The sequence below is a fragment of the Aliarcobacter thereius LMG 24486 genome (assembly GCF_004214815.1).
In the GTDB taxonomy this organism is placed as follows: Bacteria; Campylobacterota; Campylobacteria; order Campylobacterales; family Arcobacteraceae; genus Aliarcobacter; species Aliarcobacter thereius.
The window spans coordinates 138,664-154,359 of sequence record NZ_CP035926.1 but is presented as its reverse complement, the minus strand read 5'-3'; the positions used below and the strand labels follow the sequence as shown (position 1 = coordinate 154,359).

At 29.2% G+C, this 15,696-nt stretch carries 19 protein-coding genes and 1 riboswitch; of the genes, 4 read left to right on the top strand and 15 right to left on the bottom strand.

Going from position 1 to position 15,696, the window contains the following annotated elements; all coding sequences use genetic code 11:
• Positions 1 to 37 precede the first annotated feature (37 nt).
• The 7 genes from ATH_RS00825 to glmM all read right to left on the bottom strand — a co-directional run bounded on the left by ATH_RS00825 (position 38) and on the right by glmM (position 6,733).
• The gene (locus tag ATH_RS00825; RefSeq protein ID WP_066390007.1) at positions 38 to 1,216 is read right to left on the bottom strand and encodes a rhodanese-like domain-containing protein; all 1,179 of its coding nucleotides are present in this window, start codon (positions 1,214 to 1,216) and stop codon (positions 38 to 40) included.
• Positions 1,213 to 1,434 (bottom strand): hypothetical protein, encoded by a 222-nt coding sequence (locus ATH_RS00820; protein WP_066182430.1) that lies wholly within the window; start codon positions 1,432 to 1,434, stop codon positions 1,213 to 1,215. Before ATH_RS00820 ends, ATH_RS00825 begins: the two co-directional genes overlap by 4 nt.
• A 1-nt stretch (position 1,435) precedes the next feature.
• A complete protein-coding gene (locus ATH_RS00815) occupies positions 1,436 to 2,905 on the bottom strand; it encodes an NAD(P)/FAD-dependent oxidoreductase (protein WP_066182427.1) in 1,470 nt (489 codons plus the stop codon).
• 92 nt (positions 2,906 to 2,997) lie between these two features.
• Complete coding sequence (locus tag ATH_RS00810) at positions 2,998 to 3,576, bottom strand: NTP transferase domain-containing protein (protein ID WP_066182423.1); 579 nt, start codon at positions 3,574 to 3,576, stop codon at positions 2,998 to 3,000.
• On the bottom strand, positions 3,576 to 4,856 hold the full coding sequence (locus tag ATH_RS00805; RefSeq protein ID WP_066182421.1) for a 3-isopropylmalate dehydratase large subunit: 1,281 nt from the start codon (positions 4,854 to 4,856) through the stop codon (positions 3,576 to 3,578). The genes ATH_RS00810 and ATH_RS00805 overlap by 1 nt, the downstream gene beginning before the upstream one ends.
• Before the next feature lie 59 nt (positions 4,857 to 4,915).
• Positions 4,916 to 5,395, bottom strand: coding sequence for a signal peptidase II (gene lspA / locus ATH_RS00800; RefSeq protein WP_066182418.1), 480 nt, complete (start codon positions 5,393 to 5,395; stop codon positions 4,916 to 4,918).
• Between the two features lie 3 nt (positions 5,396 to 5,398).
• Positions 5,399 to 6,733 (bottom strand): phosphoglucosamine mutase, encoded by a 1,335-nt coding sequence (gene glmM / locus ATH_RS00795; protein ID WP_066182415.1) that lies wholly within the window; start codon positions 6,731 to 6,733, stop codon positions 5,399 to 5,401.
• 81 nt (positions 6,734 to 6,814) lie between these two features.
• On the opposite strand from glmM, the gene rpsT reads away from it, so the two are divergent.
• From rpsT to rpsI, 4 genes are all read left to right on the top strand, one after another.
• Positions 6,815 to 7,075: a 30S ribosomal protein S20 gene (rpsT, locus tag ATH_RS00790; RefSeq protein WP_066182412.1), complete on the top strand. Its 261-nt coding sequence runs from the start codon at positions 6,815 to 6,817 to the stop codon at positions 7,073 to 7,075.
• Between the two features lie 13 nt (positions 7,076 to 7,088).
• Positions 7,089 to 8,156 (top strand): peptide chain release factor 1, encoded by a 1,068-nt coding sequence (gene prfA, locus ATH_RS00785; RefSeq protein ID WP_066182409.1) that lies wholly within the window; start codon positions 7,089 to 7,091, stop codon positions 8,154 to 8,156.
• Between the two features lie 163 nt (positions 8,157 to 8,319).
• On the top strand, positions 8,320 to 8,739 hold the full coding sequence (rplM, locus tag ATH_RS00780) for a 50S ribosomal protein L13 (RefSeq protein ID WP_066170422.1): 420 nt from the start codon (positions 8,320 to 8,322) through the stop codon (positions 8,737 to 8,739).
• Between the two features lie 5 nt (positions 8,740 to 8,744).
• The gene (gene rpsI / locus ATH_RS00775) at positions 8,745 to 9,134 is read left to right on the top strand and encodes a 30S ribosomal protein S9 (RefSeq protein WP_066170425.1); all 390 of its coding nucleotides are present in this window, start codon (positions 8,745 to 8,747) and stop codon (positions 9,132 to 9,134) included.
• A gap of 57 nt (positions 9,135 to 9,191) precedes the next feature.
• Here the strand turns inward: rpsI and thiD are convergent, their stop codons facing one another.
• Genes thiD through ATH_RS00735 form a run of 8 tightly spaced genes read right to left on the bottom strand, consistent with a single transcriptional unit; the run spans position 9,192 to position 15,421 of the window.
• Complete coding sequence (gene thiD / locus ATH_RS00770; RefSeq protein WP_066182404.1) at positions 9,192 to 9,980, bottom strand: bifunctional hydroxymethylpyrimidine kinase/phosphomethylpyrimidine kinase; 789 nt, start codon at positions 9,978 to 9,980, stop codon at positions 9,192 to 9,194.
• Between the two features lie 9 nt (positions 9,981 to 9,989).
• Positions 9,990 to 10,574, bottom strand: coding sequence for a thiamine phosphate synthase (locus ATH_RS00765; RefSeq protein WP_066182401.1), 585 nt, complete (start codon positions 10,572 to 10,574; stop codon positions 9,990 to 9,992).
• A 1-nt stretch (position 10,575) separates the two neighbouring features.
• Entirely contained in the window at positions 10,576 to 11,724 is a 1,149-nt protein-coding gene (gene thiH / locus ATH_RS00760) for a 2-iminoacetate synthase ThiH (RefSeq protein ID WP_066182398.1), read from the bottom strand.
• Positions 11,725 to 12,489: a thiazole synthase gene (locus ATH_RS00755; RefSeq protein WP_066182395.1), complete on the bottom strand. Its 765-nt coding sequence runs from the start codon at positions 12,487 to 12,489 to the stop codon at positions 11,725 to 11,727. It lies immediately after the preceding gene.
• Between the two features lie 16 nt (positions 12,490 to 12,505).
• Positions 12,506 to 13,306, bottom strand: a complete 801-nt coding sequence (thiF, locus tag ATH_RS00750; RefSeq protein WP_066183265.1) for a sulfur carrier protein ThiS adenylyltransferase ThiF — start codon at positions 13,304 to 13,306, stop codon at positions 12,506 to 12,508.
• Complete coding sequence (thiS, locus tag ATH_RS00745; protein WP_066182392.1) at positions 13,306 to 13,500, bottom strand: sulfur carrier protein ThiS; 195 nt, start codon at positions 13,498 to 13,500, stop codon at positions 13,306 to 13,308. The genes thiF and thiS overlap by 1 nt, the downstream gene beginning before the upstream one ends.
• A gap of 12 nt (positions 13,501 to 13,512) precedes the next feature.
• Positions 13,513 to 14,862 carry a phosphomethylpyrimidine synthase ThiC gene (thiC, locus tag ATH_RS00740; RefSeq protein WP_066182389.1) on the bottom strand — a complete coding sequence of 450 codons (1,350 nt, stop codon included), beginning with the start codon at positions 14,860 to 14,862 and terminating at the stop codon, positions 13,513 to 13,515.
• Positions 14,863 to 14,872: 10 nt separating this feature from the next.
• Entirely contained in the window at positions 14,873 to 15,421 is a 549-nt protein-coding gene (locus ATH_RS00735) for a class I SAM-dependent methyltransferase (RefSeq protein WP_228140828.1), read from the bottom strand.
• A gap of 131 nt (positions 15,422 to 15,552) precedes the next feature.
• A riboswitch (TPP riboswitch) is annotated at positions 15,553 to 15,650 on the bottom strand.
• Between the last annotated feature and the right edge of the window lie 46 nt (positions 15,651 to 15,696).

Genomic DNA, 15,696 nt, shown 5'->3' with positions numbered 1-15,696 from the left:
GTTTTTACTCTTCCCTTTTTTTATTGCCTTTAAGTTTTTATCCTAAAGGCTCATTTACTTCTATATTACAATTACTATTTTCACATTTTATAACTGCATCTAAATAGAATATTTCACTCATATCAATTTTCTCTTTTTGCATCTTCATCCATGCTTCAAGTGATCTTGATCCAGCACTACAATGAAATACAATAGATTTATCTTTTGGAAGTTTAGCTAAAATATCTTTTGCACTAAATTTTTCTGCCTCAATATTTATAGAGCCTTTAATATGCCCTTTCTTAAAATCTTTTACTGGCAATACATTTACTATTTGAATATTATTTGGAACTTTATTTGAAAGTATCAACTCTTTTAGCCACTCACCATCAACTGTTCCCTCATCAACACCTATTTTTACACCATTTTTACTAAACTCAGCTTTTGCTTCTTTTTCTACACTAGCTATTTTTTTACTTCCAGCTGTTGTAGCTAAACCCTCTTTTTTCCATTGAGGAACTCCTCCTGCATATACAGATACATTTTTATATCCCATTTCGTAAAGTTGTTTTGCAATTATATGAGACTTTTCACACTCATATCCAGCACAAAATGCAACAATCTTTTCATTCTTATCTATTGGAAATCTTCCTTTTAACTTATCAAAAGCAGTATCTGGAATTGATATACTTCCAATTATAGTTTCTTGCATAAATTTTGCATTTGGTCTTGCATCAACAAGTAAAGCATTATTGTTTTCTAAGTAAGATTTTACTACTACTGTACCAACTTCTAAATAGTTTTTACTTCTCCATTCTGGTTCACCACCACTATATACTTTTATATTTTTATGACCTTTTTCTTTAAGCATATTTGCAACAATTGGACTTTTTACACAAGAATATCCTGCACAAAATACTATTAAATCTTTATTTTTATTAATATTCTCAATCTGCTTATAATCTTCTTTAAAACTTGTATCACTTATATTTATACTTGATGGAATAGTTCCTCGTATATATTTTCCATTTGGTCTTGCATCAATTAACACTGCACTAGCAGAGTCTCTGTTTCCAACACCAACAGCTTTTTTTACACCTTTATAATCAATCTCTTTTAGATTATATTTTTTTATAAGTTCTTTAACTTCACTTGATGGTGCTTTTAAATTACTATCTTCAGAAACTAAAAACATAAATAGACCAGAAATCAATAATATACTTAATATTTTTCTCATTTTATTACCCTTAAAAATTTTAATATTGTTTTTACTATTAGAAGTAAAATAAAGATTATTGCTGTAAAGATTATAGGATGAAAAGATCCAAATCCATAAGCTCCAGCAATAGATAAGTTTTGAATATGAACAATAGGTTGATTTAAGAACTCTTTGTAGTGCATAAGTAAACTTAAGACTACAAAAGTTATTAAAAATAGCTTCAAAGAACTTTTCAAACTATGCTCTACCGCTTAACATTCCATATTGTGTCATTGGTTTCAATAAATAAACTTTTAAAAGCCACCATATCCATCTCTCTTGTATTGGATCTAGTGGAAATGATGGAGTTGGCTTTCCACTCCAGTTAAATTCTGCTAACATAACTTTTCCTAAATCTGTAATTAGTGGACAAACTGTATATCCATCAAATTTTGCTGTAAGCTCTTTTCCTTCCATTGCAGAGATTAGGTTATCTACTAAAACTTTATACTGTTTTCTTACTGTTCCTCCTGTTTTTCCCATTGGAACTGCTGCAATATCACCAAGAGCAAATATATTTTTATATTTAACATGTTGTAAAGTCTCTTTATCAACTGGAACCCAAGATTTTGATGATCCTATTGCAGACTTTCCAATCTCATCTGGAGCTTTTTGTGGAGGAGTTATATGTAAAAAATCAAATTCTACTTCAACTCTTTCATTTTTAGTAATCATTTCATACTCTTCTAAATCTTTGTCGTAAGAACCTTGTTCCTCCCAATATTTATCAAAAACTGCAAGTTTTTTTCCTATATCAACTTCTGTTAAATTATGTTTAAAATTCCATTTGAAATCTCTTTTTATAAATTGTTCTTCAATAGCATCTGCATACTCTTTTACTCCAAAAAGTTTATCTCCATCATCATAATAACTCATATTTACACTTTTTCTAACTTTTGCTTCATTTAGCCTAGAGTTTAATAAATACATAACTTTCTTTGGTGCTCCACCACATTTTATAGGAGTATTTGGTGCTGTAAAAATAGCATTTAAGTCTTCACCTTTTTTTGCTCTTTCTATGAATTTTTTACTCTCTTCCCACATATGAACAGAACTATCAATATTATAAACAGATGTTATTCCACTATTTCCAAAAGTATTAACTATTTTACTTCCATCTCCTGCACTAAAAATATCTCCAATATTTTCAAGCCCTTTTATTGAGCCATAATCCAGTGCAATTCCAGCAGCAACAACTAAAAAATCATATTCCAATATATCTTTGTTTTCTAAAATAACTTTATTTGATTCAGGGTTAAAATCAATAGCTTTACTTTCTATTACTTTAACTTCTTTTGGATAATAATCTTTTGTATCATAATCTATATCATCTTTTGTATATACTCCTGAACCAACAAGTGTAGTTCCTGGTTGATATGATACAGATTTAGGATTTGGTTCAACTATTGTAATATCTGCATTTGATAAATTTCTTAATAGTAAAGCAGCTGTTGAGACTCCTGCTAAACCACCACCAATAATTACAATCTTACCTTTTGCATTACTACTTGCTCTAGCTAAAGTAGCAGCTTGTAATTCACTTCCACCAGCTAAAAATGCTGCTCCTCCGAGTCCTGCTAACTTAAAAGCATCCCTTCTTGATATCTTAGCTTTTTTTAACTCTGCATCAACTATTTTTAATGCTTCGTTTAATTCATCTTTTTTCATACTCTTCCCTTATAAAAATAAGTTTATCTTATCTAATGATATATAATATTTAACTTATTTTTATAAGTAAAAGCTTTATAATGATTATAATTTTAGATTATATTTAAAGCTCTTCGATAGTCGGTTTTATCGTTGATATTGATGAATTCATTTTGATAATCAGAGTTTATTATCTTAAAATTAGTTTGCTTTATTAAATAGTTTATCTTATGTATATTTTCTTCAATCATTTGATTAATAATTTTTAAACACTTGTTAGAAAATACTCCACAAAGATTATGGGTTTTCTCTTCATCTTTAGCAATAACTACATCAAAACCTTCACTATGTTCTATTAGTTCTTTTATAGTTTCTATTTTTACAAAAGGAGTATCAACTGTTATTATAAAAACTTTATCAAATCTTTTTAAAATTGTTTGTAGTGCTAAAATTGGAGAATATATATCTTTATTTTCATCTAAGATTAATTTTGAACTATCTTTTAGAAATAAAAATTTATTTATTTTTGAAGAGATAAAAGTATCATTGAAGTATGGTTTTAATCTATTATATTGATATTCTATTAGAGTTTTTGAAGAAGAAAAAGGAAGAAGAGATTTATCTTCTCCCATTCTTTGGCTTTTGCCACCACTTAAAATAACACAAGGTATTTTAAATGGAATTTGAGTCATTATAAACTTCTAGGATCTGTAATATATCCAGAAATTGCACTTGCAGCTGCAACTGCACTATTTGCTAAATATATTTTTGAACTTCTACTTCCCATTCTTCCAACAAAGTTTCTATTTGTTGTAGATATACATACTTCACCATCTCCTAAAATACCCATATATCCACCTAAACATGCCCCACATGTTGGGTTTGATACAACAGCTCCTGCATCAACTAAAGTATCAATATATCCAAGTTTTGTAGCTTCTCTTAGGATTTTTTGAGTTCCTGGAGTTAAAATAACTCTTACATGACGTGCAACTTTTTTATCTTTTAAAATTTCTGCTGCAACCTTAAAATCACTTAATCTTCCATTTGTACATGAACCAATAAATACTTGATCTACTCTTATGTTGTCAATAACTGCTTGTGAAACACTGTGTCCATTTGATGGTAAAAATGGATAAGCAATTACAGGTTCTAATTTCTCAACATCAATTTCAATAACTTGACAATATGTGGCATCTTCATCACTATAATGAATTTTTGGCTCAGCTCTTAAACCATTATTAGCTTTTGAAACACTATCTAAAAACTCTTTTGTAACTTCATCATAAGCAACTATTCCATTCTTTGCTCCAGCTTCAATAGCCATATTACATAAAGAAAATCTATCATCCATTGATAAATATTTAATTGTATCTCCTGTAAATTCTAAAGCTTTATATAAAGCCCCATCAACTCCTAAAATTCTAATTATTTCTAAAATCAGGTCTTTTCCTGTTACAAAAGGTGCTGGTTTACCTTTAAATACAATTTTAATTGACTCAGGAACTTTAAACCAATTTCCACCAGTAATCATTCCAAAAGAGATATCAGTACTTCCCATCCCTGTACTAAATGCTCCTAAAGCTCCATGAGTACATGTGTGAGAATCTGCTCCAATAATTACATCTCCTGGAATCACTAATCCTTTTTCAGGTAAAAGTGCATGTTCAATTCCCATATCCTTTTCATCAAAAAAGTTTTTAAGATTATGTTTCATTGCAAAATCTCTTGAAATTTTTGCTTGGTTTGCACTTGCAATATCTTTTGCAGGAATAAAGTGATCTAAAACAATAGCAAAACCATCTGGATTTGCAAGTTCTTTAAAACCACCTTCTTCAAAAGCTCTAATAGAAATTGGAGTAGTAATATCATTTCCAATAACCATATCAATTTTGCTTCTTACAATCTCTCCAGCAAAAACCTTTTTTCCAACATGTTCACTAAATATTTTTTCCGTAATTGTTTGACCCATCTTTTATCCTAACTCATTTTTTACTTTTAAATTTTGCCTTAGATTATATCTAAATATTTTTAAGCTTTATCTTTTTGACTTTTTAGCTTTTTTTCTGCTTTTGCATCTTTTATTTGAATAAATATGATTATTGCAACTGATAAATTTATCATCACATCTGCAAAATTAAAAATTGCAAACTCAAATAAATAGTGCCAATAAAAATAATCAACAACAGCACCATATGTAAATCTATCTAAAATATTTGATAATCCACCTGCATATAGTAAAGCTATTGAGAAATAGTATTTATAAAAAATATCTCTATTTAAAAGTAGATAAACAGTTCCAGCTATTACTAAAACAAGCTGTATATATTTTAGATATTCATCTAAAAATGCAAACATTGAAAATGCAACTCCATAATTATATGCAAGTTTCAAGCTCATTACACTTCCGTTTGCATCCCAACCTAAATTTGCAAAACCATACTTTATGATTTGATCTACAATAAATATAACAATGAAAATAATCATTGCTAATTTTAATTTTCTATTCATATTTTATAGAGCTTTTTTAAAAAACTCAATAAGTTTTTCCATTGAATCTTCTACATCTTTTTTACTTTTACCTTCAAGTAAAAGTCTTATTTTGTTCTCTGTTCCAGAGTATCTAATTAAATCTCTAATTCCTTTTTCTCTAATTTGTTTTAAAAGTTCTTCTAATCCTTTAATATTATCCAAAGGAATTTTTTCACTAACTTTCATATTGTGTAAGATTTGTGGATATAAAGTAAATGGATTTAAAGCTTCACTTGCACTCTTTTTTGATTTTATAATCAATGCCAAAACTTGAAGTGCTGATGCCAAACCATCTCCTGTTTTTGCAGCATCTGAAAAAATTATATGTCCACTTTGTTCTCCACCAAAGTTTGAAGAATTTTCTTTCATAAGTTCAAGAACATATTTGTCTCCAACATTGCTTCTTAATAGTTTTATTTTATGTAAATTTAAATAATCTTCTAAAGCTTTATTTGACATAACTGTTGCAACACAAGTATCATTTTTTAGAAGCTTTTCATCTTTTAAATATACACTTAAAGCTCCAATTAATTTATCTCCATCAACAATTTCACCTTTTTCATCAACAACAACTAGTCTATCAGCATCTCCATCTAAAGCAAGACCAATATCAGCTCTATATTCAGAAACTAGTTTTGCAACATTTTCTGGATGCATTGCTCCACAATTATCATTTATATTGAATCCATTTGGTTTATTGTTAATTGTAATAACATCAGCACCAAGCTCTTCTAAAATTGTAGGAGCAACTTTATATGCTGCACCATTTGCACAATCAAGTACAATTCTAAGCCCTTTTAATGTTAAATCTTTCGGAAAAGAACTCTTAATTGAAACAATATATCTTCCAATAACATCATCAATTCTTTTTGAAGAACCAATCTCTTTTCCTGTTGCTTGATTTGATTGAAGTTGTTCATTATTATTAAAGATATTTTCAATAGATTTTTCAGCTTCTACACTTAGTTTATCTCCATGGTTATCAAAAAATTTAATTCCATTATCTTCAAAAGGATTGTGTGAAGCACTTATCATAATTCCAGCATCACATCTCATACTTTCAGTTAAATATGCAATTGCAGGAGTTGGCATTGGTCCAATTTGAATCACATTATAACCAACTGATGTAAGCCCACTAACAAGTGCATTTTCAATCATATATCCACTTCTTCTAGTATCTTTTCCTACAAGTATTTTGTTTGTAGTTGAATGTTTTCTAAAGTGAATTCCAGCAGCTTGAGCTAATTTTATAACAGTTATAACATCTAAAAAATCCCCAGCTTTTCCTCGTACCCCATCTGTTCCAAATAGTTTCATTAAATCTTCCTAAAATTAAACTCTGTTTAAGTTATTTTGGATAGTATTCTATCCTTTAAAAATTTACAAAGAGGTTAAAAAATGGCAAATCATAAATCTTCTGAAAAAAGAGCTAGACAAACAATAGTAAAAACTATTAGAAATAGATTTTTCAAAACAAGAATTAAAAACATAACTAAAGAAGTATTAGTTGCAGTTGAAAGTGCTGACAAAGAAAAAGCTGTTGAAGCTATGAAAGTTGCAAACAAATACTTACACCACTGTGTTTCTAAAGGTATTTTAGCAAAAGGAACAGCAGCTAGAAAAGTAAGCAGACTTCAATTAAAAGTTAATGCAATATAATTTTTAGGCATATATGTTAAAAGATAAACTTCAACCATTTATTGCTAGATTTGAGGAAATAACAAATCTTTTGATGTCTCCTGACATATCTAGTAATATAAAAAGAATGACTTCGCTTTCTAAAGAGCAGTCAAATATTGAACCAATAGTAGAAAAAGCAAAAGAATATATAAAAGTTCTTAATGACATTGAAGAAAACAGACTTATGCTTGATGATCCTGAATTAGGAGATTTAGCAAAAGAAGAGTTAAAAGAGCTGGATTTAAAAAAACCTCAATTAGAAGAAGAGATAAAGTTTCTAATGATTCCAAAAGATCCAAATGATGATAGAAATATCTATTTGGAGCTAAGAGCTGGAACAGGAGGAGATGAAGCAGCGCTTTTTGTTGCTGATCTGTTCAGAGGATATTTAAGATATGCCGAGAATAATGATTGGAAAGTTGAGATTATGAGCTCAAGTGATAGTGAAGCTGGTGGTTACAAAGAACTTGTTTTTCTTGTAAAAGGTGATCACGTATATTCTAAACTAAAATTTGAAGGTGGAACTCATAGAGTTCAAAGAGTTCCTGCAACTGAATCTCAAGGAAGAGTTCACACATCAGCTATTACTGTTGCTGTTATGCCTGAAGTTGATGATGTTGAAGTAGAAATAAGTGAAAGTGATCTAAAAATTGATGTTATGAGAGCTAGTGGAAATGGTGGTCAATCTGTAAATACAACAGATTCAGCTGTTAGAATTACTCACATTCCGTCTGGTATTGTTGTAACAAACCAAGATCAAAAATCACAACATAAAAATAAAGAAAGAGCCATGAAAGTTTTAAAAGCAAAGCTTTATGAAATTGAAATGGAAAAGAAAATGGAAGCTGAAGGTGCCAATAGAAAAGAACAAGTTGGAACTGGAGATAGAAGTGGAAGAATTAGAACTTATAATTTCCCACAAAATAGAATAAGCGACCACAGAATCAATCTAACTTTATATAGATTAGATAGCATTTTAGAAGATGGTTTGTTTGATGAAGTAATTGATCCTCTTATTGCTGATCATCAATCAAAACTTATAGAAGCTAACGGTCTATAAAACTACTATAAAGCATAGTTTTAAGCTATGCTTTATTTATATTTAAACCCAAAAAACAATTTTTTATAAAATTTTATTTTTATTATTAAGAAACACTTAATTTAAGTATTTTATAAGCTAAACTTAAATAATATTCCAACTCATTTAAGAAAGGGAGTTAATAATGAAATTTACTCAAATGGCAAAAGCCAATGAAATTCAAAGAGATTGGATTGTAGTTGATGCAGAAGGTAAAATATTCGGAAGAATCATAACTGAAGTTGCAACAATTTTAAGAGGTAAAAATAAACCTTGCTATACTCCAAATGTTGATTGTGGAGATTATGTTGTAATAATCAATGCAAGTAAAGCTAAATTTTCTGGTAATAAATTAGAAGATAAAAATTACTATACTCACTCAGGTTATTTTGGAAGTACAAAAACTCACAAAATGTCTGATATGATTGAGAAGAACCCAGAAAAACTGTACAAATTAGCTACTAGAGGTATGCTTCCAAAAACTACTCTTGGTAAAGCTATGTTAAAAAAATTAAAAGTATATGCAGGAAGTGAACACCCTCATACTGCTCAAATTAAAGGATAATAGTAATGGCAAAAGTATATGCAACTGGAAGAAGAAAAACAGCAATAGCTAAAGTTTGGTTAGAGAATGGAAATGGACAATTAACTGTAAATGGACAATCTTTAGATCAATGGCTTGGTGGTCATGAGTCAATCAAAAAAAGAGTTATGCAACCATTACAAGTAGCTAAACAAGAAACTTCTGTAAATGTAATAGTAAAAACATTAGGTGGTGGATATTCTGCTCAAGCTGATGCTGCTAGACATGGAATTAGTAGAGCTTTAGTTGCTTATGATGAGCAATTCAGAACTATCTTAAAACCATATGGTTTATTAACAAGAGATGCAAGATCTGTTGAAAGAAAAAAATACGGAAGAAAAAAAGCGAGAAAATCTTCTCAATTCTCAAAAAGATAATTATTATTTATCTTTTACCTATTTTTACAAAGGAGCGACATTGTTGCTCCTTTTTTATTATTTAAAAAATTTATAAAAATGGTTCGTAGGTCCATGTCCTTTACCAATATCTAGTGAGTATTTTATTGCATTTGTAATATAATCTTTCGATATTTTAAGTGCATCTTCTATTTTTTTACCTAAAGCAAGATTGGAAGCAATTGCAGATGAATATGTACAACCTGTTCCGTGAGTATTTTTTGTATCAATCTTCTCTACACAAAATTTATAAAATTCTTTTCCATCATACAAAATATCACAAGCAACATCTTCATTTGAGTGACCACCTTTTACAAGAACATTTTTACAACCCATTTGATGAATCTTTATAGCAGCTTCTTTCATATCTTCTTGATTATTTATCTTCATTTTAGCTATCTCTTCAGCTTCAGGAATATTTGGAGTTAATACATAAGCTAATGGAATAATCTCTTTTATCAAAGTATCAATATTCTCAATATCCATCAAAGCAGATCCATTTTTTGCATACATAACTGGATCTATAACTATATTTTTTGCATCATTCTTTTTTAAAAAATCTGCTACACATTTCATAATCTCTTTACTTGGAAGCATTCCTATTTTAACTGCATCTGGAACGATATCTTCAAAAATAGCAATAAGCTGTTTTTCTACCATATCAACCCTTATATCTTGGATTTCTATTACTCTAAAAGTATTTTCAGCAACAATTGAAGTAATAACACTCATCCCAAATGTTCCAAATGAACTAAATGTTTTTAAATCTGCCTGTATTCCAGCTCCACCACTACAATCACTTCCAGCTATTGTTAAAACTTTTTTCATATATTTTCCTTAATTTTTATAAACTTGTTTTACGGTTTCTGGATTTTCTGTTTGCATTATTTCACTCATAATACAAAAACCTTTTGCACCATTTTCTAAAACTTGTTTATAGTTGTTTTTATCTATTCCGCCTATTCCTAAAATTGGTATTTGACTATTTTTACAAAGTTCTTTTAAAAATTCTAAACCTCTTGGCTCTAAACCTTTTTTACAAGCTGTTTCAAAAATATGACCTGCAATAATATATTTTATATTTTCATTTTGAAGAGTTTTTACTTCATCAAGTGAATGAATAGATACAATAATATTTTCAAAATCTTCTAAACTTCTTTTATATTTTAAAAAATCATCAAAACCTATTTGAATATTTTTAATACCAAGCTTTTTTGCTACATCTATTTTGCTATTTATATAAAAACTTATTTCATATTTTTTACAAATATCTTTAACTTTTTTAGCCAAAAAAAGATATGAACCAAAATCCATATCTTTCTCTCTTAATATCAAAATATCTGGGTTTGAACTACAAAGTTTCTCTATTCGATTTAGAAAATCATCTTTACATAAATTTCTACTTGTAACAAAAACTATCAATCTACAACCTTATATGATTTGTAAATACTGCTTGTAAATCTTTACTTATAAGCATTTGTCTAATTTCATCTAAACTTCTCTCATCTGAAATTTCGAACTGCTCATCACCTTTTTTTTCATCATCATATCCACCAACTGCCACGCTTACTCCTGCTGACATTTTATTTGATACAAGTCCTACAACATTATCTCTAAAAAATCCTGCTTCTCTTGTAGATATCGTAATACTTGCAAATGGCATAAAAAGTCTATAAGCAAGCATTACTTGCAATAATTGCTTCTCATAAACATCGTTTGAACTATTGTTTTTATTGTTTATATATGGTCTTAATCTAGGAACAGAAAAAGAGATTTCAATATCAGGATATCTTTGTAAAATATACTTTGCATGACAAACTGTTGCAAAAGCATCTTTTCTAAAATCATCAAGTCCAAGAAGAGTACCAAATGCAACTCCTCGAAATCCAGCTTTTATAGCTCTTTCTTGTGCATTTAATCTATATGTATAATTTCTTTTTGAACCCCAAAGATGAACACCTTCATATTTTGCTCTATTATATGTTTCTTGATAAATTGATACAAAATCAGCTCCACATTCATGAAGATATTTGTACTCGTCTAAATTTATAGGATAAACTTCAAGTCCAACTGTTGTGAAATATTTTGAAGCAATCTTCACAGCACTAGCTATATATTCAACACTTGTTTTTCTTCTAGCTTCACCTGTTAAAAGTAAAATCTCTTTTAATCCACTTTTTGAGATTTTCATCATCTCTTTTTCTATCTCTTCAAGACTTAAAGATGCTCTTTTTATCTTATTTGTAGCTTTAAAACCACAATAAGTACACTCATTCTCACAATAATTTGCAATATACAAAGGAGTAAAAAGAGAGATTGAGTTTCCAAAATATTTTCTAGTCTGTACAAAGGCTTTTTGAGCCATTTGCTCAATAAACTCTTCAGCTTTTGGAGATAATAAAGTTCCAAAATCCCAAATATCTAATTTATCTTTTTCTAAAACTCTTTGTATATCTTCTTTTGTATACTTTGTATAATCAAAATTATTCACATCTTGTAAAATAAACTCTTCTAAATCTGATTCTATATCGTTTTGCTCTTTATAAAAAAGTTGATGATTTATAGTTTTCATCTACTCTCCTAAAAACCCTGTAAGTGGACTTGAAGCTTCTGCTTTATCTAAAACTCTTCCTAATCCACCTAAATATGCATCTCTTCCAGCTTTTATAGCATTTTTAAATGCTCTTGACATCAAAACCATATCTTTTGCTGTTGCAATTGCTGTATTAAGCATAACTGCATCAACTCCCATTTCCATGGCTTCACATGCTTGTGATGGTTTTCCAATTCCTGCATCAACAATAATTGGAACTTTTATTTCATCTACTAAAATTTGAATAAAATCTTTTGTCTGAAGTCCTCTATTACTTCCAATAGGAGAACCTAAAGGCATAATAGCAGCTGCTCCAGCACTTTCAAGCTCTTTTGCAACATAAAAATCAGGATAACAATATGGTAAAACTGTAAAGCCATCTTCAACTAATAATCTTGTAGCTTCTATTGTTTTACTATTATCAGGTAAAAGATATTTTGAATCACATATAAGCTCTAGTTTTACCATATCTCCACAACCTAACTCTCTTCCTAATCTTGCAACTCTTAAAGCTTCTTGTGCAGTTTTTGCACCTGAAGTATTTGGTAGAAGTTTTATATTTTTTGGAATAAAATCTAAAATATTCTCTTCTCCACCAGCATTTGCTCTTCTTAAGGCAAGAGTAATAATCTCAGCATCACCCTCTTTTATAACTGCTTCTAAAAGAGCTAAAGAGAATTTTCCAGAACCTAAAATAAATCTTGAATTAAACTCATATTTTCCTATTTTTAATATATCATTCATAGCTATTTCCTATTTTTTAAACATCACTTTCTCCAACAAGAAGTCTTAAAACCATATTTGCCTGATGTGCAGCACATATTTGAACTCTTGGAGCCATAAGTCCATTTCCTATTTTTGCTTCAGCTTCTAAATCTCCACAAATGTAAAGATTATTAATAGCTTTTCTTGTTTGTATTAAGTTTGAACTATCATATCCAGCAAGTCCAGAAGCTGCAATTATTGTTGTATTTGGTAATTTCTCTAAAATTCCATTTACTATCATTGCTTTTTGATCTGCTTTATCAAAAGCTTCACAAACTATTTGATATCCTTCAAATAGTTCAACTATATTTTCCTCATCTACTTTTATAGTTTTTATAAGAACTTCTATAAAAGGGTTTATCTCTTTTATCTGTTCTTTTAATGCTTCTGTTTTTGTCATACCTAAATGTCTTACATAGTAAGATTGTCTATTTAAATTACTAGGTTCAACAATATCAAAATCAACTAAAAGGAGTTGTCCAACACCAATTCTTGCTAAAGAAACTGCAATATTTGATCCAAGTCCTCCAAGTCCGGCAATAGCAACTTTACTTGCTTTTAATTTTTTATGAACATTTGGTGTATGTCTTGACATCATCGCACTTTCAAGTTCATCATAAGATGGCATTTTACCTTTTTCTATAAGAACAACAGAATCGCCATCTTTTAGTGCAAGATCTTTATCAATACAAAAACCATTTAAAATAAGCATTGCATTTTTATTTATACTATCCCTTAGTTCAAATGCTGTTTTAAATAAACTACTTTGCTCTTTACCATTTAAAGTAATTTTCATCATCCACCGCCAACAAACCAAACTATTTCTAAACTGTCACTATCTTTTAAAATAGTATTTTTATAATCTTTTTTTGAAACAATTTGTTTGTTTAGTTCAATAGCAATTTTTGACAAATCATAATCTTTTGAAATCAAAAAATCATATAAAGAAAGAGACTCTTTTAAAGTCTCTTTTTTTGAATTTACTACCATTTCAACTCCTTTTTATGCTATTTTATCTCCGTGTTCTTTCATTATTTTTTGAGTTATTTTATATGAACAAAACTTTGGTCCACACATTGAACAAAACTCTGCTTCTTTAAATACATCTTGAGGTAATGTTTCATCATGATACTCTCTTGCTCTATCTGGATCTAAAGCTAGTTCAAACTGCTTATTCCAATCAAAAGCATATCTTGCATCACTCATTTCATCATCTATATCTCTTGCACCTTTTCTATTTCTTGCAATATCAGCACTATGAGCTGCTATTTTATATGCAATAATTCCATTTCTTACATCTTCTGCATTTGGTAAACCTAAATGCTCTTTTGGTGTAACATAACAAAGCATTGATGCTCCATGCCATCCACCAACAGCTGCTCCAATTGCACTTGAAATATGATCATATCCAGCACCAATATCAGTTGTAAGTGGTCCTAAAATATAAAATGGTGCTTCGTGGCAATACTCTCTTTCTATTTTCATATTTCTTTCAATTTGATTTAAAGGAACATGCCCAGGACCTTCAATCATAACTTGAACATCTTTTTCCCAAGCTCTTAAAGTTAAATCTCCAAGAACTTTTAATTCTCTTAATTGTGCTTCATCACTTGCATCTGCTAAACATCCAGGTCTTAAGCTATCACCTAAAGATAAAGATACATCATATTTTCTACAAATATCTAATATTTTGTCAAAAGCTACATAAAAAGGATTCTCTTTATGATAATGCATCATCCAAGCAGCCATCAAACTTCCACCTCTTGAAACAATTCCCATCTTTCTTTTTGCAATATATGGCATAAATTCAAGTAAGAATCCAGCATGAATAGTAAAGTATGAAACACCTTGTTCTGCTTGTCTTTGAATAACTTCAAGCATTTTTTCTATACTTAAATCCTCTATTTTATCTTTTACATCATGTAAAATCTGATAAATAGGAACCGTACCAATTGGAACTGTTGAATGATTTATTACAGCTTTTCTAATCATATCAAGATCTCCACCCGTACTTAAATCCATTATTGTATCTGCACCATATTTTAAGCAAACATTTACTTTTTCTATCTCACCTTCAACATCACTTGCCAATGCAGAGCTTCCAATATTTGCATTTATTTTACAGCTTGAAGCTAATCCAATAGCCATTGGTACTTGATTTGTATGATTAACATTTGATGGAATAATTAATCTTCCTCTTGCTATTTCACTTCTTATAAATTCTGGCTCAAGTTTTTCAACTTTTGCAACATATTCCATATGTGGAGTTATAATTCCTTGCTTTGCATAATACATTTGTGTTCTTACACTATCATTTTTATGCTCTTCTAAAAATTGTTTAATCTTTTCCATTTTAATCTCCTTATCTTTTTGCTATACCAGTTAATTCTTTGTGAACCTTTGCAGGAAAAACAAAAGAAGCCAAATGAATATCAGAACTATAATATTCCATACCCTCTAAAAAGTCAGCTCTATGAAGATTTAAATCAGCTGTTGGATGATATTTCTTTGAAGCAATAATTGCTGTTGTATGCCCAAAATTAAATGGCATAACTATCCAGAAGTGTTCACCAAAAGCTTGTAAATCTTTTTTTAATTTTTCTATATCTTTTGAATAAAATGAACTTTCAACAACTACCAAACCATCATCTCTTAATACTCTTTGCATTTGAGAAACTACTTTAAAATCTATATTTTGTGAATTTAAAATAACTACATCTAGAGATTTATTCTCTTTATTTTCAATATTTGAATACTCTTCAAATAAAAAACTACTCTCTTTTTTGTGTTTTTCACACTCAGTTTTTAGCTCTTCATTTACTTCTTTAAGAACTAAAACATCCTTAGCCCAAATATGCGTACAAAGTGAAATATGTACCATCATTTCAGAAATTATCTTACAGTTTTGCACTTTAAAATCCTTTAGATTGATATATTTTCTTTTATTGTTAGCTTGATTTTTGACCAAAAAAAAAGGTGCTTCTTGCGAAAGCACCTTCTTTATTAAATTTTGTTTATCAAAGTTTATATTTGTTAAATTTAATTCTTTAAAAAATCGCTTCCTACGCTGGTTTTAGCCAACAGGTTCTAAGGGTCAGGTTTTACCTTCTCAACGCTAAAGCGTCCCCCTGCAATAAAAAAAAGCATTCTAACATAAACTTCTCTTAAAAGGAAGTTAAAGATATT

What these genes read in the sequence shown, in the direction of transcription:
- ATH_RS00825 (WP_066390007.1), bottom strand. Translation starts at nt 1,216, where the DNA reads ATGAGAAAAATATTAAGTATATTATTGATTTCTGGTCTATTTATGTTT.
- ATH_RS00815 (WP_066182427.1), bottom strand. Translation starts at nt 2,905, where the DNA reads ATGAAAAAAGATGAATTAAACGAAGCATTAAAAATAGTTGATGCAGAG.
- ATH_RS00810 (WP_066182423.1), bottom strand. Translation starts at nt 3,576, where the DNA reads ATGACTCAAATTCCATTTAAAATACCTTGTGTTATTTTAAGTGGTGGC.
- ATH_RS00805 (WP_066182421.1), bottom strand. Translation starts at nt 4,856, where the DNA reads ATGGGTCAAACAATTACGGAAAAAATATTTAGTGAACATGTTGGAAAA.
- lspA (WP_066182418.1), bottom strand. Translation starts at nt 5,395, where the DNA reads ATGAATAGAAAATTAAAATTAGCAATGATTATTTTCATTGTTATATTT.
- glmM (WP_066182415.1), bottom strand. Translation starts at nt 6,733, where the DNA reads ATGAAACTATTTGGAACAGATGGGGTACGAGGAAAAGCTGGGGATTTT.
- rpsT (WP_066182412.1), top strand. Translation starts at nt 6,815, where the DNA reads ATGGCAAATCATAAATCTTCTGAAAAAAGAGCTAGACAAACAATAGTA.
- prfA (WP_066182409.1), top strand. Translation starts at nt 7,089, where the DNA reads ATGTTAAAAGATAAACTTCAACCATTTATTGCTAGATTTGAGGAAATA.
- rplM (WP_066170422.1), top strand. Translation starts at nt 8,320, where the DNA reads ATGAAATTTACTCAAATGGCAAAAGCCAATGAAATTCAAAGAGATTGG.
- rpsI (WP_066170425.1), top strand. Translation starts at nt 8,745, where the DNA reads ATGGCAAAAGTATATGCAACTGGAAGAAGAAAAACAGCAATAGCTAAA.
- thiD (WP_066182404.1), bottom strand. Translation starts at nt 9,980, where the DNA reads ATGAAAAAAGTTTTAACAATAGCTGGAAGTGATTGTAGTGGTGGAGCT.
- thiH (WP_066182398.1), bottom strand. Translation starts at nt 11,724, where the DNA reads ATGAAAACTATAAATCATCAACTTTTTTATAAAGAGCAAAACGATATA.
- ATH_RS00755 (WP_066182395.1), bottom strand. Translation starts at nt 12,489, where the DNA reads ATGAATGATATATTAAAAATAGGAAAATATGAGTTTAATTCAAGATTT.
- thiF (WP_066183265.1), bottom strand. Translation starts at nt 13,306, where the DNA reads ATGAAAATTACTTTAAATGGTAAAGAGCAAAGTAGTTTATTTAAAACA.
- thiS (WP_066182392.1), bottom strand. Translation starts at nt 13,500, where the DNA reads ATGGTAGTAAATTCAAAAAAAGAGACTTTAAAAGAGTCTCTTTCTTTA.
- thiC (WP_066182389.1), bottom strand. Translation starts at nt 14,862, where the DNA reads ATGGAAAAGATTAAACAATTTTTAGAAGAGCATAAAAATGATAGTGTA.